This window comes from Xanthomonas cannabis, from assembly GCF_040616535.1.
In the GTDB taxonomy this organism is placed as follows: domain Bacteria; phylum Pseudomonadota; class Gammaproteobacteria; order Xanthomonadales; family Xanthomonadaceae; genus Xanthomonas; species Xanthomonas cannabis.
Genome location: NZ_CP136580.1, coordinates 523,353 through 544,690, shown reverse-complemented (window position 1 = coordinate 544,690; position 21,338 = coordinate 523,353). Strand labels below are relative to the sequence as shown.

Below are 21,338 nucleotides of genomic sequence, written 5' to 3'. Positions count from 1 at the left end.
CCTTGGCTGGCTGCTTGCAGCCCCGGCGGGATTCCCCGAGGGAGTCGGGGCCAGCGCAGGTTCCTCGCAGAAAGCCCATACGCACGATTCGTACGCCCAGGCCCTCAGCGTCGAGCCCGCTTCTTTCACCTCTGAAACACTCAGCACGGGTCCGGCGCAGTCGCAGCCACTGCGCCGCTGTCACCCTATCGTCAACCTAGGTCTGCAAATTCATGCAGAATCGAACGGCGCTGCCGGCCAGGGACGTGGCCGGACCAGGGGAGCGTTTCACGTCTCAAGGATCCAGGGGACTCTCATCTCATGCCAGTGTTGCAGTGTCGTGCAGCCTTACTTTTGTGTGGGCTGGCGCTAGCCGGCCATGCCAATGCCCAGGTTGTCATCAGCCAGGTTTACGGCGGTGGCGGCAATAGCGGCGCCACCCTCCGCAGCGATTTCATCGAGCTGCACAACATCGGCAGCAGCACGGTCAGCCTGGACGGCTGGTCGGTGCAGTACGCCTCGGCCGCCGGCAGCAGCTGGCAGGTCACCCCGTTGGCAGGCACGGTGCCGGCCGGCGGGTATTACCTGGTCAAGCAGGCCGATGGCAGCGGCGGTAGCGTGGCGCTGCCCACGCCCGATGCCACCGGCACGCTGGCCATGAGCGGCACCGCCGGCAAGGTGGCGCTGAGCAATAGCGCCTCCGCGCTGAGCGGCACCTGCCCCACCGGCAATGCCGATCTGGTCGGCTACGGCAGTACGGCCAGCTGCGCCGAAGGCAACGCGCCCACGCCGGCCCCCAGCAACACGCTGGCGGTACTGCGCGGCAATGAAGGGTGCACCGACACCGACAACAACGCGGCCGACTTCGCCACCGGCGCGCCAGCCCCGCGCAATTCCGCCAGCCCCGCGCGCCTGTGCAGCGGCGGCGGCCAACCGATCGCCACGCTGGCCGATGTCAGCCAGGCCGAGGGCAATACCGGCACCCGCAGCGTCGTGTTCACGCTGAGCCTGAGCCAGCCGGCCGGCGCGGGCGGGGTGAGCTTCACCGCCGCCACCGTCGATGGCACCGCCACCGCCGGCAGCGACTATGTCGCCCTGCCCGCCACTGCACTGCGCATCGCCGCTGGCGAACGCACGGCCAGCATTGCGGTGGACGTAGTAGGCGACACCATCGCCGAGCCGGATGAAAGCTTCCGCCTGCAGATCAGCGGGGTCACCGGCGCGCTGCCGGCCACGCTGAGCGCCACCGGCACCATCGTCAACGACGATTTCAGCCTGCTGCCGATCCACGCCATCCAGGGCAAGGGCGCCCGCTCGCCGCTGGACGGCCAGGTCGTCGCCACCTCGGGCATCGTCACCGCACGCCGCAGCGCCGGGTTCTTCCTGCAGGCACCGGATACCGAAGCCGATGGCGACCCGGCCACCTCCGAAGGCGTCTACGTCTACACCGGCAGCGCCCCGCCGGAAGCGGCCGCCATCGGCAACCGGGTGCGCGTGCAGGGCACGGTGATCGAATACGTGCCCACCGCCGACCCGACCCAGCCACCGCTGACCGAAATCGGCGGCAGCGTCACCGTGCTGGCCGATTCCACCGGCAACCCGTTGCCGTCGCCGATAATCCTGCGCCCCGACTTCCCCAACCCCAACGGCGCCTATGACCAGCTCGAAGCGCTGGAAGGCATGCGCGTGGCCGCCGCCAGCCTCACCGTCAATGCGCCCACCGGCGGCAGCGTCAACGAGACCAATGCCACGGCCACCAGCAATGGCGTGTTCCATGCGGTGGTCACCGGCGTGCCGCGCGCCTTCCGCGAGCCGGGCGTGCAGTTGCCCGACCCGCTGCCGGCCGGTTCGCCAGCCGGGGTGCCGCGCTGGAACACCAACCCGGAAGTGATCGCGGTCGGCAGTGCCGGCGTGGGTGGCGAGCGGCTGGATCTGGCCTCCGGCTGCATGGTGTTCAATGTGGTCGGCCCGCTGGATTACAGCTTCCGCCGCTACACGCTATACCCGGAACGTACCCCGCAGGTGAGCTGCAACGATGCGGATAAACCGCGTCCGGCACCGCTGCCGCAGGCCGACGACGTGGCCGTGGCGACCTACAACATGGAGCGCTTCTTCGACGACCAGAACGACCCGGCAATCGGCGAGCCGGTGCTCACGCCGGTCGCGTTCCAGGCCCGCCTCAACAAGGCCTCGCTGGCGATCCGCCGTTATCTGCATCTGCCCGATATCCTGGGCACGGTGGAAGTGGAAAGCCTGAGCGTCTTGCAGGCGTTGGCGGCGCGCATCAATGCCGACGCAGTGGCCGGCGGGCAGTCCAATCCGCAATACGTGGCCTACCTGCAGGAAGGTAACGACGTCGGCGGCATCGACGTCGGCTTCCTGGTCAAGACCGCCTGGGTCGCCGGCGGCGTGCCGCGGGTGGAAGTGCTCTCCATCGCGCAGGAAGGCAAGACCGCCACCTGGACCGAACCGGCCGGCGGCGTGAGCCTGCTCAACGACCGCCCGCCGCTGGTGCTCAGCGCCAACGTGCATCAGGCCGATGGCCGCACGCTGCCGCTGACCGCCATCGTGGTGCATCAGCGCTCGCTCAACGGCGCCGACACCGACGACGCGGCCGGCACCCGCATCCGCGCCAAACGCCAGGCCCAGGCCGAGTATCTGGCGCGCCTGCTGCAGACGCGTCAGCAGCTGAACCCTGACGAGAAAGTGCTGGTGATGGGCGACTTCAACGCCTTCGAATTCAACGACGGCTATGTGGATGCGATGGGCACCGTCACCGGTAAACCGGCGCCGGATGCGCAGACCGTGGTGGGCGGCGATGGCGCCGATCTGGTCAACCCGGATTACACCGACCTGACCTGGTTCAACACGCCCGACCAGAGCTACTCGTACGCCTTCGACGGCAACGTGCAGTCGCTGGATCACATCCTGGCCAACGACGCACTGATGCGCACGCCGCAGATCGCCTCGCTCTCGGTCGGCCACGCCCGCATCAATGCCGATTTCCCCGGCACTGCGCGCAACGATGCCAATACGCCAACGCGCCTGTCCGATCACGATCCCACCGTGGTGCTGTTGCGCATGACAAAGCAGGTCAATGCGGACCTGGGCGTGGCAGTCACGGCCGCACGTGCGCAGGTCACGGAAGGCGAGCGCATCGACTACACGGTAGATGTGGAAAACCGTGGGCCCGGCAGCGCAGCGTTTGCGGCGGTCGCCCTGGCGTTCGATGCTGCAGTGAGCCCGCGGGTGACTGCTGCACCTGGCTGGGCATGTGCGCCCCCGCAGACCGACACGCAGACCGTGGTCACCTGCACCATCGCCTCGTTGCCCGCGGGCAACATGCAGAGTTTTGCGGTGCAGGTGGAGACCGGTGCTTCACTGGCAGGACGCGCGTTGCTGCTGGCAGCGTCAGTTGCTTCGCAGACGCCCGACCCGCAAGTCGGCAACAACACCGACGCGGCCAGCGTTGTCGTACAGGCGTTGCCGCGCAGCGATCTGGCGATTCGCTTGGAAGGCCCCACCAACCTGCCCACGACCGCATTCAGTGCCACCTACCGGGTGCTGCTGAGCAACGTCGGCAATGCACCGGCAACCAAAGCCAGCGTACGGATCGAAGGCAACACGATCACCGCGCTGTCGCTCCTGGTGCCGCCGCGCGGCTGGCAGTGCGACAAGCAAACGCAGTCGCTGCGCACCGCAGTCTTTGTCTGCACAAGTACCACAGCTGTTCAGCCCGGCGCCCAGGCAGCCTTCCAGCTCACCATAGCAACCAAGCCACTTCCGGCCGAAGGCGCGGTGCGGGTGCAGGCCACGGCCAGCTCCAGCTCGCCCGATGCCAATCCGGCCGACAACACGGCGCTGATCGTCACCCCGATCGGCGGGGGCAACAGCCGCCGCTGATCGCACTGCAACACGTCGCAGTGCGTTACTGCGACAAAGGGCGCGGCCTGGTCCGCGCCCTTTTTTTGTGCATCCCAGCATCATTGTGTGCTGCGGTGCAGGACAGCGTTTTGCTCCGCCGTCCTTAACATGGCAACTCATATCATTTGAAACTTCTTGATGAAGGTGTCGCCGCAATGAGCGTAGCCGCGCAGTTCCAGATCGACTATCTGCAATACATGGATGCGGACGGCAACCTCGTCCGCGACGACCTGCCGGCCGACGCCGCCAATCCGCAGACCCTGCTCGCCCTGTTCAAGCGCATGCTGTTCGTGCGCACCTTCGACACCAAGTCGGTGGCCCTGCAGCGCACCGGCAAGCTCGGCACCTACGCTGCCAGCCTTGGCCACGAAGCCACCCACGTGGGCATCGGTGCATCGATGCGTAGCGGCGATGTGTTCGCGCCCAGCTATCGCGAATACGGCACCATGTTCGAGCGCGGTGTGCGCCCGCGCGACGTGCTGCTGTACTGGGGTGGCGACGAGCGCGGCAGCGACTATCCGCGCGATGCCGATGCGGCCATCGACTTCCCGATCTGCGTGCCCATCTCCACCCAGTGCCTGCATGCCGCCGGCTCGGCGCTGTCGTTCAAGCTGCAGAACAAACCGCAGGTGGCGGTCGCTTGCTGCGGCGACGGCGGCAGCTCCAAGACCGACTTCTATGCCGCACTGAATTCGGCCGGTGCCTACAAGCTGCCGCTGATCCTGTGCGTGATCAACAACGGCTGGGCGATCTCGGTGCCGCGTTCGGCGCAGACCGGCGCGCAGACCCTGGCGCAAAAAGGCCTGGCTGGCGGCCTGCATTGCCTGCAGGTGGACGGCAACGACCTGATTGCGGTGCTCGAAGCCATGCGCCAGGCGCGCGTGCGTGCGCTGGCCGGCGACGGCGGCACGGTGATCGAGTTCATGACCTACCGCCTCACCGATCACACCACGGCCGATGACGCGCGCCGCTATCGTGGCGAAGATGAAGTCAAACAGGCCTGGACCCGCGAGCCGCTGCTGCGCCTGCGCCGCTATCTCACCGCGCAGGGCCTGTGGGACCAGGCACAGGAAGACGCATGGAAAGCCGAATGCGGCGCGCGCATCGACGAAGAGGTCAATGCGTACCTGAACACGCCGGTGCAACCGGTGGAGGCGATGTTCGATTACCTCTACGGCGACCCGCCGGCCGCATTGCTGGCACAGCGCGCCGAGGTGATGGCCCTGGAGACGCGTCATGGATGAGCTCAAGCATGTGCCCGCCGATACGTCGCAGCACGCCAGTGCCCCTTACAACGCCGCTGCAACGCGCGGAGAAATTGCCATGAGTTCGCCCATCACCTTGATCGAAGCCATCACCCAGGCGCTGGCCTGGGAGCTGGAACACGACCCCGCGGTGCTGGTGCTGGGCGAGGATGTCGGCGTCAATGGCGGCGTGTTCCGCGCCACTGCCGGCCTGCAGCAGCGCTTCGGCAGCGAACGCGTACTGGACACGCCGCTGGACGAAACCACCATCGCCGGCCTGAGCGTGGGCCTGGCCGCGCAGGGCATGAAGCCGGTGGCGGAAGCGCAGTTCGATGGCTTCGTGTATCCCATGGTCGATCACCTGATCTGCCACGCCGCGCGCCTGCGCAACCGCACCCGTGGCCGTCTGCATTGCCCGATGGTGTTGCGCGTGCCGTGGGGCGGCGGCATCCGCGCACCGGAGCACCACAGCGAAGCCAACGAGGCCATCTTCACCAACGTGCCCGGTTTGCGCGTGGTGTTGCCGTCCTCGCCGCAGCGTGCCTACGGCCTGTTGCTGGCCGCCATCCGCGACCCGGACCCGGTGATCTACATGGAGCCCAAGCGCATCTACCGCCAGTACAAGGAAGTGGTGGCCAACGACGGCGAGGCGTTGCCGCTGGATGTGTGCTTCGTGCTGCGCGACGGCACCGATGTCACCCTGGTCACCTGGGGCGCGCAGGTCAAGGAAGCGCTGGAAGCGGCCGACGCACTCGCCGGCGAAGGCATCAGTGCCGAAGTGATCGACGTGGCCACGCTGCGCCCGCTGGACTTCGACACCATCGCCGAATCGGTGGCAAAGACCGGCCGCTGCGTGATCGTGCAGGAAGCCCCGCGCACCGCCGGCTTCGGTGCGGAAATCGCCGCGCAGCTGGCCGAAAAATCCATGTACGACCTGCGCGCTCCGGTCGAACGCGTCACCGGCTACGACACGCATATCCCGCTGTTCCGGCTGGAAATGAAGTACCTGCCCAGCGTGGAGCGCATCGTCACTGCCGCACGGCGCGCCGTGGCTGCCGGCTGACATGCGCGCCCGTCTGCTCTGCACGCACCGCGCCGCCTACGCCACCCCGGTCCGCTTCCAGGCCGGCCAGCGGGTCAGCGTGGGTGTACGCGACGAAGAATGGCCGGCGTTCGCGTGGGTCACCACCGGCGACGGCCGTGCCGGCTGGGCGCCGCTGGCCTGGCTGCGCCCGTTGGGCGACGGCATGGCCGAAGCGCTGCGCGATTACGACGCACGCGAACTCACTGCCGACACCGGCGAGGACGTGTTGCTGCACCACGAACATGGTGGCTGGTGGTGGTCCGAGCGTGCCGATGGCGCGCAGGGCTGGCTGCCGGCGGCCGACCTGGAACTCCTCGACGACACCACGCCGCACGTGCCTGCGGCGCAAGAGAATCTGCCATGAGCGAAAGCAAGACGTTTCATCTGCCGGACCTGGGCGAAGGCCTGCCGGATGCCACCATCGTCGAGTGGTTCGTCAAGGAAGGCGACAGCGTGCGCCTAGACGAGCCACTGGTGTCGATGGAAACCGCCAAGGCGGTGGTCGACGTGCCCTCGCCGTTCTCCGGCACCGTGGTCAAGCTGGCCGGCGCCGCCGGCGATGTGATCGTGACCGGTTCCATGCTGGCGCAGTTTGCGCTGGATGCGTCGCAGCCGCAGCGCGCCGATGGCCAGGACACCGGCCACGGGCATGGTCACGGCGCCGCCCAGGCCACGACACCGAGCACCGGCCAGAGCGCGGCCGGCTCCTCCGAGCGTGTGGTGGCCTCCGATGACGGCGGCGAAATTGCCGATGCCGATGCCGGCACCGGGCAGCGCGACGACGCCGGTACCGTGGTGGGCGCGATGCAAAGCTCCGACACCGTGCAGAGCGAGCAGGCCATCGCCGTCGGCGGCGTGCGCGCGATGCCGGTGGTGCGGGCGCTGGCGCGCAAACTGCGCGTGGATCTGGCGCAGGTGCGCGCCACCGGACCGGACGGCACGGTCACGCTGGCAGATGTGAAACAGGCAGCCGCCGCCGGCACCGCGCAGCCCTCACCCGGCGCGCATGGCGCGCCGACCTCTCCCGCAAGCGGGAGAGGTGGTGCAATCGGTGACGGTGGGAGGGGTGGTCAGATCGGTGACGGTGGCAGAGGCGGCTCGATTGCTGACGGTGGCAGAGGCGGTTCGATCGCTGCCGACGGCAGAACGGCGACCCTTCTCCCGCCTGCGGGAGAAGGTGCCCGCAGGGCGGATGAGGGCAGCTCTACCCGCTCGCCGCTCTCAGCCAGCGGCAAGCCGATGCGCACCCAATCGCCCGGCATCAGCGCCAAGGGCCAGCCCGAACAGCTCAAGGGCGTGCGCCGCAACATGGCACGCGTGATGGCCGATGCGCACAGCAAGGTGGTGCCGACCACGCTCAACGACGACGCCGACCTGCATACCTGGCAGCCCGGTAACGACGTCACCGTGCGCCTGGTGCGCGCTATCGTGCGTGCGTGCCAGGCAGTGCCCGCGCTCAACGCCTGGTTCGATGGCGATGCTCTCAGCCGCACCCTGCACCATCAGGTCGATGTCGGCATCGCAGTGGACACCGAAGAAGGCCTGTTCGTGCCCGCGCTGCGCAATGCCGACATGCTGGATGCGCACGGCATCCGCGAGGGCGTCAACCGCCTGCGCCAGCAGGTGGAAAGTCGCAGCATCGCCGCCTCTGAACTGAGCGGTTACACCATCTCGCTGTCCAACTTCGGCATGTTCGCCGGCCGCTACGCCACACCGGTGGTGGTGCCGCCGTGCGTGGCGATCGTGGCTGCCGGCCGTGCGCGCTATCAGCTCACCCCGGTCATGGGCGGGGTGGAAACCCACAAGGTCATGCCGCTGTCGCTGACCTTCGATCACCGCGCCGCCACCGGCGGCGAAGCGGCGCGCTTCCTGCGCGCGATGCTGGACGATCTGGCGCTGGCCAGCTGAGGCGCAGCGGGCAACTGGCCGCGCCCATCGCTGGATGGGCGCGGCTGGCCTGGCGGCTGCCCTCCGCACGCCAACGCTTCGGCGGTTGCGCGCCTGGATTGTCGCGCGGCTGAGTTGTGGAGCGGCTGATCTGCGGCCTGGCGGCAGGGCCGCTGCCGACCGACGCAGTGTTCGCCGGAAACTCCGATTGAGGGGCGACCGAGCGATTGCAGTGCAATGCCTGGATAATCGGCGGATGTCATTTTCCAATCTCTCGCTGTCGCCGCAGCTGCAGCCGTTCTTCGACACCGCGCTGGCCAAGGCCGGCGTGCGCACGCCCACACCGATCCAGCAACAGGCCATCGGACCGATGCTGGCCGGACGCGATCTGATTGCGATGGCGCAGACCGGTTCGGGCAAGACCCTGGCCTATGCGTTGCCGCTGCTGCAGCAACGCGTGCTGGCACCGGAGAGCGCGCCACGCGTGCTCGGCGCGCTGGTGCTGGTGCCCACACGCGAGCTCGCCGCGCAGGTGGACGAGACGCTGGGTCAGCTGGCGGCGCATCTGCCGCGGCGCCTGAAGACCGTTCTCGCCACCGGCGGCAGTTCGATCAATCCGCAGTTGCTGGCGTTGCGCGGTGGCGCCGACATCGTGGTGGCCACGCCCGGCCGGCTGCTGGATCTGGTCGATCACAACGCGCTGCACCTGAGCGAGGTGGCCACGCTGGTGCTGGACGAAGCCGACCGCCTGCTGGAGCTGGGGTTCGGCGCCGAGCTCGATCGCATCCTGGCGTTGCTGCCGGCGCAGCGGCAGAGCGTGCTGTTTTCGGCCACCTATCCGCCGGCCATCGCCGCGCTGGCAAAACGCCGCCTGCGCGACCCGCTGCGCATCACCATCGAGGCCACGCCGGAGCAGGCACCGGCAATCGCACAGCGCGCGATCGCGGTGGATGCCGGCCAACGCACGCAGCTGCTGCGGCAACTGCTGCAGGAACACGCATGGCCGCAGCTGCTGGTGTTCGTCGCCAGCCGCCACACCGCCGAGAAGGTCGCCGAAAAACTGGGCAAGGCCGGCATCACGGCCCAGCCACTGCATGGCGACCTGAGCCAGGGCCGCCGCGAACGCACGCTACGCGCGTTCAAGCAGCGCGAGGTGCAAGTGCTGGTGGCCACCGATCTGGCCGGGCGCGGCATCGACATCGACGCGCTGCCGGCGGTTCTCAATTACGACCTGCCTCGCTCCACCATCGACTACACCCACCGCATCGGGCGCACCGCACGCGCCGGCGCCAGCGGCGTGGCAATCAGCTTCGTCACCGCCGACAACGCCCAGCAATGGCGGCTGATCGAAAAACGCCAGGCGCTGCGTGTCGCCCCCGAGATCGTCCCCGGCTTCGAACCGACGCCCGGCGACGCGCCCGCTGCGGGCGCGCCCATCCGCGCAGCCGACGACAACGGCGGCATCAAGGGCAAGCGGCCCAGCAAGAAGGACAAGCTGCGCGCGGCTGCGCAGGCTGCGGGCAAACCGGACTGACGCGCCAGTAGCGCGGTACATCGCGTTGCGCAGGCACCTCGATCCGCGGGCGGCGCGCGGTGGCAGGCCCCCGTTGCCGCAGTACAGCCGCACAGGTCCGGTTCGCCGCTAAACCACATGGCGACAAATGCCGCCTTGTGCGGAGCGCGACGCAGCTGGCGTACAACCTGGCGAGCCGCATCCGTCTGCTACGGACGCCGCAGCGCAACCCCAGCGCCTGCAGGGTGCAGCCGTTTCCCGGCCTGCAGCATCGCCTGCCCGGCTGCTGCGCAACCGCGATGAAAGCCGCGCTTCAAGCGCACGACAGCAGCCGACAGCGTAGGTGTGGACGGTGCAAGGGCACTGCGGCGCACGCGTGCCAGATGCCGGTCCAGTGCACCGGCCGCGCCGTCATGGTGGCGGCGCAGTCGTCATGAGCGGCGCTCAGTCCTGCTCGAAATCCAGCTCGCCGCCGGCCAGCGCATCGCCGTCGGTGCGCGGGGTGCGCTTGGCGGGCTTGCGCAGGATTTCCACGAAGAACTGGTCGCCACCTTCGCTGGTGAGCGTGTTGATCGCGCGGATCAGCTCTGCCGGCGGCAGCGGCTGCGCACTGGCTTCGTCCACGCCAAAGCGCATGTCGAAGTCCCAGTAGTCCGCACCTTCCGGCAACTCCTTGCGGCGCTCGCGACGGATGTACTTGCGGATATCGTGCTTGCTGGACTCCAGCAGACGATCGCGGTTCTTGCCTTCAAGGTTGAGCTGGTAGGTCTTGCGCATGGCGACATCGGTTGGGAACTGGCCGCCTATTGTGAGGCCACGTGGCCGGTCTGGGTGAATCGTGGCGCGGCGGTGCCGGCGCGCCCTCACCACCGCCAACCTGGCCGGCACCCTGTGATTGCCGGCACGGGGCTCAGCCCGGCACCGGGCCATTGCGGTACGGCAGGCCGAGATGGTCACGCAAGGTCTGCCCGGTATAGCGCTGACGAAACAGGCCACGCGCCTGCAGGATCGGCACCACCTGCTCCACGAAATCGGTCAGGGCACCCAGGCCCGCGTCGGGGAGAATGGTGAACCCGCCGCCGATGTCGGCGCGAAACCAGGCTTCCAGGAAGTCGGCAACCTGCTCGGGCGTGCCGATGGCGACGGGGTGATGGCCGAGTACGCCATGCGCAAGGATGTCGTGCAGCGACCACCCCTGCAGGGCCAGCGCGTAGGCGCGTTGCGCACGCGGATCGGCGCTGGCGGGAACCGGCTGCGGCAGCCTCTGCACGGGGATCGGCCGGTCGGGGTCGAGCTGCCCGGCCTCCACCCCGAGCATCGCCGCGAGCTGGCGCAGGCGTGCCTGCGGGTTGCCCAACGCGTCCAGTGCGGCGCGACGGTCGAGCGCCTCACGCTCGCTGGACGCCAGCGATGTGACCACGGAGGAGAACACGGTCACCTCGTCCGGCGCACGCGACTGGCGACGCAGCGCCTCGGACAGCGTGCGCCAGTAGCGGCGTGCCGCGGCCAGATCCAGCGGTTGGTTGTAGACCGCCTCCACGCCCGGTGCTGCGCCCGGCCGGGGTCACGATACACGCAGTGGCTGGCACAACGCGGCCGCCACGCGTCAGCGCAGACCCAGCTGCTTGCGCAGGCTGCCATCCACCGCACCGGCGGGCATGAAGCGGCGCAGCTTGCGCAGCAGCGATGCCTGCCCGGGGGGCGTGCGACGCATGCGCCATGCACCCAGCGCGGCGTCCACCACGGTGCTGGCCACGTCCTGCGGTTCCGGTGCGTTGTCGATATGGCCGGTGACCGCACGGCTGACCACGCCACGTTCGCGGTCGTACTCGGCAATCGGGGTCTGCGCCACTGGCGAATTGCTGCCCAGGCTGGTCTTGGTATACGCCGGCTCCACCAATGTCACCCGGATACCGAACTGGCGCAGCTCATGGTCCAGCGATTCGGACAGCCCTTCCACCGCGTGCTTGGAGGCGGCGTACACGCCCATGTACGGCGCCGGCAGAAACCCCAGCACCGAGCTAACATTGACGATGCGTCCCGCGCGTTGTGCACGCATGTGCGGCAGCACCGCCTGGAGGGTGCGCAGGATGCCCAGCACATTGGTGTCCAGCAGTGCGGCGGCCTCTTCGACACTGGTTTCCTACACCGCGCCGACCAGGTTGGCGCCGGCATTGTTGACCAGCACATCGATGCGGCCGCTGTGCCCGACGATGCCATCGACGACCCGTTTGATGGACGCTGCATCGCGGATATCCATCTCGACCAGCTCCACGTTCGGCAGCGGTGTTGCGCCAGCGCGGTTGCGCACCGTGCCGTAGACGATGCAGCCACGCGCGGCAAAACGCGCGGCGGCCACGCGCCCGATCCCGGACGAGACGCCGGTGATCAGCACCACAGTCTGTTGTTGCATTGCAGGTTCCTCGAATGAAAGGAGAACAGCGTGCGCTCGCGCAGCAAGGCCGACGCGGGCGCCGCGGTTCGAAAGAGATGCAAGGACCACACACCTGGGCGACGGCAGCACCGCTGCCGCCGCCCCGGCGCCTTACGCGTGCCGTGCCACCGCAGGCTTACTGCCGGTGGTGTCGGGCCGGATCTTGAACCAGATCGAATACATCGCCGGCAGGAACACCAGGGTCAGGATGGTGCCGGCCAGGGTGCCGCCGATCAGCGTGTAGGCCAGCGTGCCCCAGAACACCGAATGGGTGAGCGGGATGAATGCCAGGATCGCGGCCAGCGCGGTCAGGATCACCGGCCGCGCACGCTGCACGGTGGCTTCCACCAAGGCATGGAACGGGTCCAGTCCTTCGGCTTCGTTGTGATGGATCTGCCCGATCAGGATCAGCGTGTTGCGCATCAGGATGCCCGACAGCGCAATCAACCCCACCAGCGCATTGATGCCGAACGGCTGCTGGAACAGGATCAAGGTCGGCACCACCCCGATCAGGCCGAGCGGGCTGGTCAGGAACACCATCACCATCGCCGAGATCGAGCGCACCTGCAGGATGATGATGAGCAAGGTGGCCGCCAGCATGATCGGGAACAACGGCAGCATGGCGGTGGTTGCCTTGCCGGATTCCTCGATGGAGCCAGCCTCCTTGATCTGATATCCACCGGGTAGCTTGTCGATGATCGGCTGCAGCTGCTTTGTGATCGCCGCCGAGACATCCGGCGGCTGCAGCTGGTCGTCGACATCGCCACCCACGGTGATCGTCGGTACCCGATCACGGCGACGCATGACCGGCTCTTCCATGCGCACATCCACCTTGCCCACCTGCGACAGCGGCACGCGTTGGCCATTGCCACCGGCCAGGGTGAAGTCGGCGATGCGTGCCGGATCGAAGCGCGTGTCGCCGGCCGACCGCGCCACTACCTGCACGCTGCGGATATCCTCGCGCACCAGCGTGATCGGCACGCCGGTCAGCAGGAACTGCAACTGCTGGGCAACCGCGGTCGAGGTCAAGCCCACTGCCTGCAGGCGGTCCTGGTCCAGGCTGAAATGCAGCGTCGGTGTGCGCACGCCCCAGTCGGTATTGACGGTGCGCAGCATCGGGCTGTCCTGCATGACCTGCTTGACCTGCGCAGCGATGCCACGCAGCACCTGCGGGTCGGGACCGCTCACCCGGTAGGCCACCGGAAACTGCGAGTACGGGCCGAAGGTCAGTTGCGTCACGCGCACGCGCGCTTCCGGTGCCAGGCCTTGCGCGATCGCCTCACGCAAGCGCAGCTTCAGCGCATCGCGCTCGTGCTGGTCGTCGGTACGCACCACGATCTTGGCGAACGAGGGGTCCGGCAGTTCCGGGCCCATCGCCAGGAAGAAGCGCGGCGCACCCTGACCGATGTACGCGGTCACGATCTTCGCTTCCTTCTGCCTGGCCAGCCAGGCTTCCACCTTGGCGGCCGCCGCACTGGTCTGGGTGATCGAGGTGCCGTACGGCAGCTGCACTTCCACCAGCACTTCGGGGCGGTCGGAGATCGGGAAGAACTGCTTCTTGACGATGCCCATGCCGACGATCGCCAGCACGAACAGTCCCACCACCGAACCGGCCACCAGCCACTTGCGCCCAATCACACGGCCCAGCGCATCGCGAAAGCGGTTGTAGCGCGGCGTGTCGTACATCGCCGCGTGGCCGCCTTCGACCTTCTTCAGGTCGGGCAGCATCTTCACGCCCAGATAGGGCGTGAACACTACAGCTACCACCCACGACACGATCAACGCGATACCCACGATCCAGAACATGTTGCTGGTGTATTCGCCGGCCGTGGAGGCAGCAAACCCGTTCGGCATGAAGCCGACTGCCGTGACCAGGGTGCCGGACAACATCGGTGCAGCGGTGTGGCTCCATGCGTACGCCGATGCGGCGACGCGGCCATAGCCTTCTTCCATCTTCACCACCATCATCTCGATCGCGATGATGGCGTCGTCCACCAACAAGCCCAGCGCCAGGATCAGCGAGCCCAGCGTGATGCGGTCGAAATTCTTGCCGGTGGCCAGCATCACCACGAACACCGCTGCCAGCGTCAGCGGCACGGCTGCCGCCACCACGATGCCCACGCGCCAGCCCATGCTGACGAAGCACACCAGCATCACCACCAGCAGCGCGACGAAGAACTTGGTCATGAACTCGCCGACCGACGCGTCGATGTTGACCGCCTGGTCGGTGACCTTGCTCAGGCTCATGCCCAGCGGCAGCTCGGCATTGATTGCGCTGACCTCGCTGTCCAGCGATTTGCCCAGATCCAGGCCGTTCCAGCCATCGCGCATGATGATGCCCAGCAGCAACGCCGGTTCGCCGCCACTGCGGATCATGAAGGTGGACGGATCTTCGTAGCCGCGTTTGACGGTGGCGATATCGGACAATTTCAGCGTGCGGCCCTGCACCACCAACGGGGTGTCGCGGATCTTCTGCAGGCTGTCGAGCGCGCCATCCAGGCGAATGAACACCTGCGGCCCGCGCGTTTCCACCGACCCGGCAGCATTCAAGGCGTTCTGTGCGTTGAGTGCGGCAAACACGTCCTGCGGACTGACGCCCAGCGTGGCCAGACGCTCATGCGAGAACTCGACAAAGATGCGCTCGGGCTGCTCGCCGATGATGTTGACCTTCTTGACGCCAGGCACGTGCAGGATGCGCTGGCGCAGGGTCTCGGCATCGCGTGCCAGCAACCGCTGCGGCTCGCCCTTGGCCTTCAGCGCGAACAGCGCAAAGGTGACGTCGGCATATTCATCGTTGATCAGCGGCCCGATCACCCCGGCCGGCAGGTTTGCCACTTCATCGCCGGCTTTCTTGCGCGCCTGGTAGAACTGCTCCTGCACCTCACCGGGCGGGGTGCTGTCCATCAAGGTCAGCGTCGTGAACGCAAGACCGGGGCGCGTGTAGGTTTCGGTACGGTCGTACCAGCGCAATTCCTGCATGCGCTTTTCGAGTTTTTCGGCCACCTGGTCCTGCATTTCCTGCGGCGTGGCGCCCGGCCAGGCGGTCACGATCGTCATCACCTTGATGGTGAATGCCGGGTCTTCGGCACGCCCGAGCTTGAGAAACGCCACCAGGCCGGCCAGCGAAATTAGGAAGATCAGAAACAGCGTGATGGAGCGCTCGCGCACGGCGAGCGCCGAGAGATTGAACCGGCCCTCGCTCACGGCTGCGCTCCTGCCGCCTTGGCGGTGTTGCCAGCGGTGGCGGCAGTGCTGCCGGCAGCACCGGCACCGGCGATGCGTACCTGCGCACCGTCGCGCAGCAGGTGTGCACCCAACGCCACGATGCGCTCGCCGCGCGCCAGCGTGCCGGCGACATTGGCATGGTCATCGTCCAGCCCCAGCACCGTCACCGGCCGCCAGCTCACCTTGGTCGGGTTGCCGGCAATTACCCACACGCCCGGCCCCTTGCCGGCATCGAACAGCGCGGCCAGCGGCACCTGCAGGCCAGACTGGGTGCCGGCCGTGGTGGTGCCGGGAACGCGCACGCTGACCGTGGTGCCGAGCGGCGCCTGCGCCAGCGCGCCGTCGAGCACGTAGCGTGCCTCGAAGGTACGCGTGAGCCGGTCGGCACTCTCGGACAGCTGGCGCAAGGTGGCCGGCACGCTGACGGCGGCGTTGCCGAACAACGTGGCCTGGGCCACCGAGCCGACCTGCGGGCGCAGGGTTTCCGGCAGCTGGATCACCGCCTCGCGCGGGCCGGCATGCGCCAGCCGCACCACCGGCTGCCCGGCCGCGACCACCTGGCCCGGCTCGACCAGGGTCTCCATCACCACGCCATCGGCATCGGCCAGCAGGTCGGAGTAACGGTTGGCGTTGCGCGCCACGTCGGCCTGGGCCTGGGCGGCGCTCAGCTGCGCCTTGGCCGCATCGGCGGCGGCCTTGATCTGGTCGTAGGCCGAGGCCGAGATTGCACCGGTGCCGCGCAGGTCGCGGTAGCGGGCCTCGTCGTCGATGGCCTGCTGGGCGCGGGCACGCGCGGCGGCGACCGCGTCCTGCTGCGCACGGGCAGCCAGCTGCAGATCCACCGGGTCGATGCGCATCAACGGCTGCCCGCGCCTGACGCTCTGGCCGGCATCGACCAGCCGTTCGGACACCTTGCCGGCCACCCGGAAGCCCAGGTCGCTCTGGACCCGCGCCGCGACGGTGCCGGAAAAGCTGCGCGCTGCACTGCTGGCATCGCCCACCGTGGCTACCCGGACCAGCGGGGTGGCAGTGCGTGGATCAGGCTGTGCCTTTCCGCCGCAGGCACTCAGTGCCAGCGGCAGGACACACAGGACGGTGGAGGTGACGAGGCGGCGCCGAAGCATGGGAATCCCGAAGCGATCTGATGAAGGCTCGCATCCTGGGACTTGTGACCAAATCAGTCAATAGTCACAACGCAATTTATGGTGACAGGCTGCGTAGCACCAGACCCGACAGCAGCATCGGCATCTCTTCGACCTCTCCCATCCTGTATTGCAGGAGAGCAGGGTTCATGTAAGGGCGCAGCACCGCGTAAATGGCTCGGGTAGCTTCGTCCAAAGGAGTCTTCCTCTCAAAATCGCCGCTTTGCCGGCCCCGCTCCAAGACTTCACGTACCAAATTTTGTATACGAACTTCGTAAGCAATCACCGATTTCCAGCGCTCGGTTGCCGCCGATGCAGCAATTTCATAGAGCTTACGGTCATCGCTGCATAGCCTAAGACTCGCTGCGGTAATTACCTTGAAAAGACGACGAATTTGTTCGGCTGGCTGTTCGGTACCGTGTATCGCTGCGCAGACTTCAGACTCGATCTCACGCAGACAATTGGAGCAGATCGACTCGCCGATGGCCTGCTTGGACTCGAAGAATTTGTAGATGTAGGCCTTGGAGAACCCGATCGCCTTGGCCAGGTCCGAGACAGAGGTCTTTTCATAGCCATAGCGGCTGAAGTGGTCGGTGGCGGCGACGACGATCTGGTCGCGCACGTCGTGATCGACCGGGCCCCGGCCGGAAACTGGGTAACTGGATGCTTTGTTCATTTCGACAGCTTAGCGCCGTCGTCCCCGACTTACAAAAGTGACCATTTCGTATTACAGTCACTCACCGTCCCGTCACTCTGGTCTCGTCATGCCGTCACTCCGCACCCTTGCAGCGCTTATCGCCGCCAGCCTCGCCGCAGGCTGTGCGGTGGGCCCCAACTATGCTCGTCCGGATGCTCCCCTGCCCGAGCACTATCTCGGTCAGGCCGCCGTGGCTGAACGCCAGGCCAGCGCACAGGCCGATCTGGACAGCTGGTGGGTCGGCTTCAACGACCCGGACCTGAGCCGCTACGTCACCGCCGCACTGGCGCAGAACCTGGACCTGGCGCAGGCCACCGCGCGGGTGACCCAGGCCCGTGCCGGGCTGACCGCCGCCACCGCCGCGCTGCTGCCTTCCGGCAACATCAACGGCAGCGCGACGCGCGCCTACCAGTCGCTGGAGACGCCGCAGGGCCAGGTGCTGAACAGCCTTCCCAACTTCGATCGCTACGCGAGTATCTACGAGGCCAATCTGGGCGCCAGCTGGGAGCTGGATCTGTTTGGCGGCCTGCGCCGCGGGCGCCAGGCCGCGCTGGCCGACTACCAGGCCACCGACGCCGGCGCGGCAGCCACGCGCCTGGCGGTCGCCGCGCAGACCGCCGACATCTACATCAGCATCCGCGGCCTGCAGGCGCGGCTGGACGTGGCCCAACGCCAGGTCGCCACCCAGCAGGGCCTGGTGTCGATGGTGACGCTGCTGCACGGCAAGGGCCTGGCGGCCGAACTGCAACTGCAGCAGGCCCAGGGCGCACTGGCCCAGGCGCAGGCCACGGTGCCCGGGCTGGAGGCCGGGCTGGTGGCGGCCATGAACGCGCTGGATGTGATGCTGGGCGTGGCGCCCGGCACCCACCGCGCGGAGCTGGCGGCCAGCAAACCCATCCCGGCTGCGCCGCAGATCGCCGACAGCGGCACGCCGGCCGACCTGCTGCGCCGCCGTCCCGACCTGATCGTGGCCGAGCGCCGGCTGGCCGCGGCCAATGCGCGCATCGGCGTGGCGATGGCCGAGTACTACCCCAAGTTCTCGCTGAGCGGCCTGCTTGGCAGTGCCACCGCCATCTCCGGCGGCAATCTGTTCACCGGCGACGCCGCACAGTCGTCCGGCGTGCTGGGGCTGCGTTGGCGGCTGTTCGATTTCGGCCGCATCAACGCGCAGATCGCGCAGGCCAAGGGCCAGGAAGCCGAGCAGCTGGCTGCGTACCGCCTGGCTGTCCTGCGCGCCACCGAAGATGTGGAAAACGCCTTCACCGCGCTGGTCAAACGCGAGCAGCAGGCCAGCGTGCTGACGCAGGGCGTGGAGGCGTTGGGCAAGGCGCGTGGCGCCTCGGCGCTGGCCTACGAAAAAGGCACCGTCAGCCTGATCGAAGTGCTCAACGCCGACGACAGCCTGCTGCGCGCGTCCGATGCGCAGGTGCAGGCACGCACCGAAGCTGCGCGCAGTGCGGTGGCGACGTTCAGGGCATTGGGTGGTGGCTGGCAGACCGGAGGCAATGAGGCGGTTGCGGTGCAGCGGCAGTAGCAATAGCGGCAGAGCGCGTGCGGCTTCGCCCCGCACCCTCACCCCAACCCCTCTCCCGCAGGAGAGGGGCTCCGGCTGCGCGCACTGCGCGGCGCAGTGAAAAGACATCCCTTCTCCCGCCGGGACATTGTCCTCCTTCATGGAGGAGAAGGTGCCCCGCAGGGGCGGATGAGGGTACGTGCGAAGCCTGGATTGCTTGCGCACCTTTTCATTACCCCACGAGCGTCGCCATGCCAAGTCTCGCTACAACATCGCAAGTCCGAACGTACAACATCGACGCGTGCAACTGCGATGCACAACTCCGAGCATCCAACGCACGTAGCGCGTTACGCGTTGACCGCAATCAATCGGCATGAAACCGAATGCCCTCATTGATCGCGCATTGATACGCCAGCATCGGTCCGCGCTGCTGCAGCGCCGGCAAGTCGTACATATAGGTGGTGAAGCGCACGCTGCCATCCGGGCGCAGTTGATAGCGCATGAACTGCTGGATCGGCTTGCCGTCGTTGGCCACGGTGAAATGCGACCCCGAAAATGCCGCGGTGCCATCGTCGGTGATGCGATAGGCATCGATATGGCGGCCACCGCGGGTCTTGCTGATCGGCGTGCCTTGCTCGGGTATGCAGCGACCGAGATCGGTGGTCAGGCTGACGTCGTAACCGGATTCCAATGCGGCAATGACGTCGGCTTGCGTCTTCAGCGATTCGCTGGCCAATGCAGGTAATGCACTGGCGCACAGTACAGCGGCAACCACAGCGGGGATAAGGCGGGACATAGCGAACTCCAGGCAGAGGAGGGAATCAAGCGCCCTGGACGTTGGTCAGCCCAGGGCGGACACCATGCGCCAGGCGCGCCCGCCGCCGCCCGCCGCGCTACGCATTGCGCGGCATGTTTGCGCTGCGCGACAACGCGCGGGCACGGCGCACAGTTTGGTTATGCCTTCCTGCGCAGAGGCTGTTCTGACTTCTCCCCACGCGAGCATGCCGCGGCGCGGCGTCACTGACGGCGTTGTGCCCCGGCGGATCGGCAAGAACATGCCGGACACGCGGGTGATCACTGCTGCATCCCCGGATCGACACGGGCCGCGGATACACCCCACGCAAAGCCTGCGGGAGCGCTGCTGCCAGGCGCAGCGCTGCCGGGCGTCGGCGCGCCGTCCGCACCACCCGACGCGTACTCACCATGGTTTGTCATGGCTGCCGACCCGAGGGAAGAAGGCCCGGCACGCCCTTACAACCGCGCATTGACCTCGCGCGGCACCTGTTCCGGTTCCGGCTGTAACGCCGGTGTTGCCCCCAGCAACAAGCGCTCGGCGAGCGCGCGCGTGGCCACACGCAATTCGGGGACGGCGGTGATTTCCCAGTAACGCCCACGCAGCAGCGGCCCCACGCAATACAGCCCCGGCACGATCTGCCCGGCGCCATCGCGCACCCGCAGCTGCGCATCGGTGTCCACCCCAAGACCCAACGGATCGGCACGCAACAGGCCCGCTTCGCGCATGCCGGCGATCAACGGGTCGCTGGTGCGGTCGATATCGGTATCCAGACCCGTGGCGCGAATCACCGCGTCGTAATGGCCCGTCTGTGCATCGGCAGCGCCGCGCGGGCGGATCACCGCTTCCACCCCGTCCGGCACCCAACGTGCGCGCAGCAGCCGCGCTGCCACCACCTGCAGCTGTCCGGATGCCTGCAGCTGCGCCAACTGTTCGGCCGCGCCCGGCGCCACCCGATGCCGCGCCACTTCCCAATACGGGCGCAGATGCCGCAGGAAGCGCGCACGCTGGGCAAGGTCCAGCCGCTGCCACAGCGGTTGCAGATGCGGGCGCAAGGCATCCACCACGCGACGCCAGTCGTCGACCACCGCACTCAGCTGGCGCACCCCGCGCAGCAGGCCACGCAGGTCGGCATCCTTGAGCGCACGTTGCAGATGCGGCGGCAACTCCAGCGCTGCGCCGGGCTGGCGCAGATGCGCCTGCGGTGCCAGCCCACGCCGCGAAATCGCCAACATGCGCCCGCGGTGTCCGCGCGTATGCAGGGTCAGGGCCACATCCACCATGGTCAGCCCGGTACCCACGATCAGCACGTCGTCGTCGGGCGCCAGCCGCGACAATGCATCGCCCTGCCACGGCCAGCCGATGTAGCGCGGGTGCACGCTCAGGCGCGGGCCGATACCCGCCAGCGCCTGCGGCTGCAACGCGCCCACCGCCAGCACCACGCGGTCGCTGTGGAAGGCATCGCCGTTGGCAAGGAAGACGCGAAAGCCCTTGCGCACGCGCTCCACCGCCACCGCCTCGTGCGACAGCCGCATGACCGAGGCCTGCGCGCCGCTCACCGCCGCATCCAGCTCGCTGCGCAGGTAGTCGCCGTAGGCAAGGCGCGGCAGGAACTCCAGCCGCCCGCTCTCGCCCAGATGCAAGGTGTCGGCAAAGGCGCCGGGCGCCTGTGCATCGATGCCCAGATCCTTGGCGCGCACGTTGAGCAGGTGCTCCGGCCGCGCCGCGCCATAGGCGATGCCGCTGCCGAAGGTCTCGGCCACGCCCACCAGGGTGATGCGTACCTGCGCATCGGCCGTCTGCGCCAGTGCACGGACCAGCGCGGTGCCGCAGAAGCCGGCCCCGATGACGGTGATATGGGTTTCCATGTGCAACTCCCACTGAATGACCCGCACGTTGTGCC

14 protein-coding genes and 1 pseudogene are annotated in these 21,338 nt (G+C 67.7%); 7 read left to right on the top strand and 8 right to left on the bottom strand.

Features of this window, described 5'->3' with window-relative positions:
* The first annotated feature begins 300 nt into the window (after nt 1-300).
* From RZV17_RS02285 to RZV17_RS02260, 6 genes are all read left to right on the top strand, one after another.
* Complete coding sequence (locus RZV17_RS02285) at nt 301-3,882, top strand: lamin tail domain-containing protein (protein ID WP_355606908.1); 3,582 nt, start codon at nt 301-303, stop codon at nt 3,880-3,882.
* A gap of 176 nt (nt 3,883-4,058) precedes the next feature.
* A complete protein-coding gene (pdhA, locus tag RZV17_RS02280; RefSeq protein WP_039407955.1) occupies nt 4,059-5,147 on the top strand; it encodes a pyruvate dehydrogenase (acetyl-transferring) E1 component subunit alpha in 1,089 nt (362 codons plus the stop codon).
* Entirely contained in the window at nt 5,140-6,210 is a 1,071-nt protein-coding gene (locus RZV17_RS02275; RefSeq protein ID WP_199859839.1) for an alpha-ketoacid dehydrogenase subunit beta, read from the top strand. The genes pdhA and RZV17_RS02275 overlap by 8 nt, the downstream gene beginning before the upstream one ends.
* Nucleotide 6,211: 1 nt before the next feature.
* Nucleotides 6,212-6,595: an SH3 domain-containing protein gene (locus RZV17_RS02270; protein WP_355606905.1), complete on the top strand. Its 384-nt coding sequence runs from the start codon at nt 6,212-6,214 to the stop codon at nt 6,593-6,595.
* Nucleotides 6,592-8,139, top strand: a complete 1,548-nt coding sequence (locus tag RZV17_RS02265; protein WP_355606902.1) for a dihydrolipoamide acetyltransferase family protein — start codon at nt 6,592-6,594, stop codon at nt 8,137-8,139. Before RZV17_RS02270 ends, RZV17_RS02265 begins: the two co-directional genes overlap by 4 nt.
* Before the next feature lie 235 nt (nt 8,140-8,374).
* Nucleotides 8,375-9,652: a DEAD/DEAH box helicase gene (locus RZV17_RS02260; RefSeq protein ID WP_355606899.1), complete on the top strand. Its 1,278-nt coding sequence runs from the start codon at nt 8,375-8,377 to the stop codon at nt 9,650-9,652.
* Nucleotides 9,653-10,075: 423 nt separating this feature from the next.
* On the opposite strand, the gene RZV17_RS02255 is transcribed toward RZV17_RS02260, so the two are convergent.
* The 6 genes and pseudogenes from RZV17_RS02255 to RZV17_RS02230 all read right to left on the bottom strand — a co-directional run bounded on the left by RZV17_RS02255 (nt 10,076) and on the right by RZV17_RS02230 (nt 17,108).
* On the bottom strand, nt 10,076-10,408 hold the full coding sequence (locus tag RZV17_RS02255) for a DUF6172 family protein (protein ID WP_039407940.1): 333 nt from the start codon (nt 10,406-10,408) through the stop codon (nt 10,076-10,078).
* Between the two features lie 133 nt (nt 10,409-10,541).
* Nucleotides 10,542-11,171 carry a hypothetical protein gene (locus tag RZV17_RS02250; protein WP_355606896.1) on the bottom strand — a complete coding sequence of 210 codons (630 nt, stop codon included), beginning with the start codon at nt 11,169-11,171 and terminating at the stop codon, nt 10,542-10,544.
* Nucleotides 11,172-11,237: 66 nt separating this feature from the next.
* Nucleotides 11,238-12,044 (bottom strand): annotated as a pseudogene (locus RZV17_RS02245) (oxidoreductase).
* Between the two features lie 132 nt (nt 12,045-12,176).
* Nucleotides 12,177-15,269 carry an efflux RND transporter permease subunit gene (locus RZV17_RS02240; protein WP_355606893.1) on the bottom strand — a complete coding sequence of 1,031 codons (3,093 nt, stop codon included), beginning with the start codon at nt 15,267-15,269 and terminating at the stop codon, nt 12,177-12,179.
* Entirely contained in the window at nt 15,266-16,414 is a 1,149-nt protein-coding gene (locus RZV17_RS02235) for an efflux RND transporter periplasmic adaptor subunit (RefSeq protein WP_355606890.1), read from the bottom strand. The genes RZV17_RS02240 and RZV17_RS02235 overlap by 4 nt, the downstream gene beginning before the upstream one ends.
* 76 nt (nt 16,415-16,490) lie before the next feature.
* Nucleotides 16,491-17,108: a TetR/AcrR family transcriptional regulator gene (locus RZV17_RS02230; RefSeq protein ID WP_355606887.1), complete on the bottom strand. Its 618-nt coding sequence runs from the start codon at nt 17,106-17,108 to the stop codon at nt 16,491-16,493.
* 88 nt (nt 17,109-17,196) lie between these two features.
* Between RZV17_RS02230 and RZV17_RS02225 the strand changes: the two genes are divergently transcribed.
* Nucleotides 17,197-18,663 carry an efflux transporter outer membrane subunit gene (locus tag RZV17_RS02225; RefSeq protein ID WP_355606884.1) on the top strand — a complete coding sequence of 489 codons (1,467 nt, stop codon included), beginning with the start codon at nt 17,197-17,199 and terminating at the stop codon, nt 18,661-18,663.
* Nucleotides 18,664-19,006: 343 nt separating this feature from the next.
* Here RZV17_RS02225 and RZV17_RS02220 read toward each other — a convergent pair whose 3' ends face one another.
* Together RZV17_RS02220 and RZV17_RS02215 are read right to left on the bottom strand one after the other, a co-directional pair.
* Nucleotides 19,007-19,438, bottom strand: coding sequence for a VirK family protein (locus tag RZV17_RS02220; RefSeq protein ID WP_179453500.1), 432 nt, complete (start codon nt 19,436-19,438; stop codon nt 19,007-19,009).
* Nucleotides 19,439-19,893: 455 nt separating this feature from the next.
* Nucleotides 19,894-21,303, bottom strand: coding sequence for an FAD/NAD(P)-binding protein (locus RZV17_RS02215; protein WP_166751749.1), 1,410 nt, complete (start codon nt 21,301-21,303; stop codon nt 19,894-19,896).
* Between the last annotated feature and the right edge of the window lie 35 nt (nt 21,304-21,338).

Coding starts and splice junctions, on each gene's coding strand:
- RZV17_RS02215 (WP_166751749.1), bottom strand. CDS start 21,303: ATGGAAACCCATATCACCGTCATCGGGGCCGGCTTCTGCGGCACCGCG.
- pdhA (WP_039407955.1), top strand. CDS start 4,059: ATGAGCGTAGCCGCGCAGTTCCAGATCGACTATCTGCAATACATGGAT.
- RZV17_RS02275 (WP_199859839.1), top strand. CDS start 5,140: ATGGATGAGCTCAAGCATGTGCCCGCCGATACGTCGCAGCACGCCAGT.
- RZV17_RS02255 (WP_039407940.1), bottom strand. CDS start 10,408: ATGCGCAAGACCTACCAGCTCAACCTTGAAGGCAAGAACCGCGATCGT.
- RZV17_RS02260 (WP_355606899.1), top strand. CDS start 8,375: ATGTCATTTTCCAATCTCTCGCTGTCGCCGCAGCTGCAGCCGTTCTTC.
- RZV17_RS02235 (WP_355606890.1), bottom strand. CDS start 16,414: ATGCTTCGGCGCCGCCTCGTCACCTCCACCGTCCTGTGTGTCCTGCCG.
- RZV17_RS02220 (WP_179453500.1), bottom strand. CDS start 19,438: ATGTCCCGCCTTATCCCCGCTGTGGTTGCCGCTGTACTGTGCGCCAGT.
- RZV17_RS02270 (WP_355606905.1), top strand. CDS start 6,212: ATGCGCGCCCGTCTGCTCTGCACGCACCGCGCCGCCTACGCCACCCCG.
- RZV17_RS02230 (WP_355606887.1), bottom strand. CDS start 17,108: ATGAACAAAGCATCCAGTTACCCAGTTTCCGGCCGGGGCCCGGTCGAT.
- RZV17_RS02265 (WP_355606902.1), top strand. CDS start 6,592: ATGAGCGAAAGCAAGACGTTTCATCTGCCGGACCTGGGCGAAGGCCTG.
- RZV17_RS02285 (WP_355606908.1), top strand. CDS start 301: ATGCCAGTGTTGCAGTGTCGTGCAGCCTTACTTTTGTGTGGGCTGGCG.
- RZV17_RS02225 (WP_355606884.1), top strand. CDS start 17,197: ATGCCGTCACTCCGCACCCTTGCAGCGCTTATCGCCGCCAGCCTCGCC.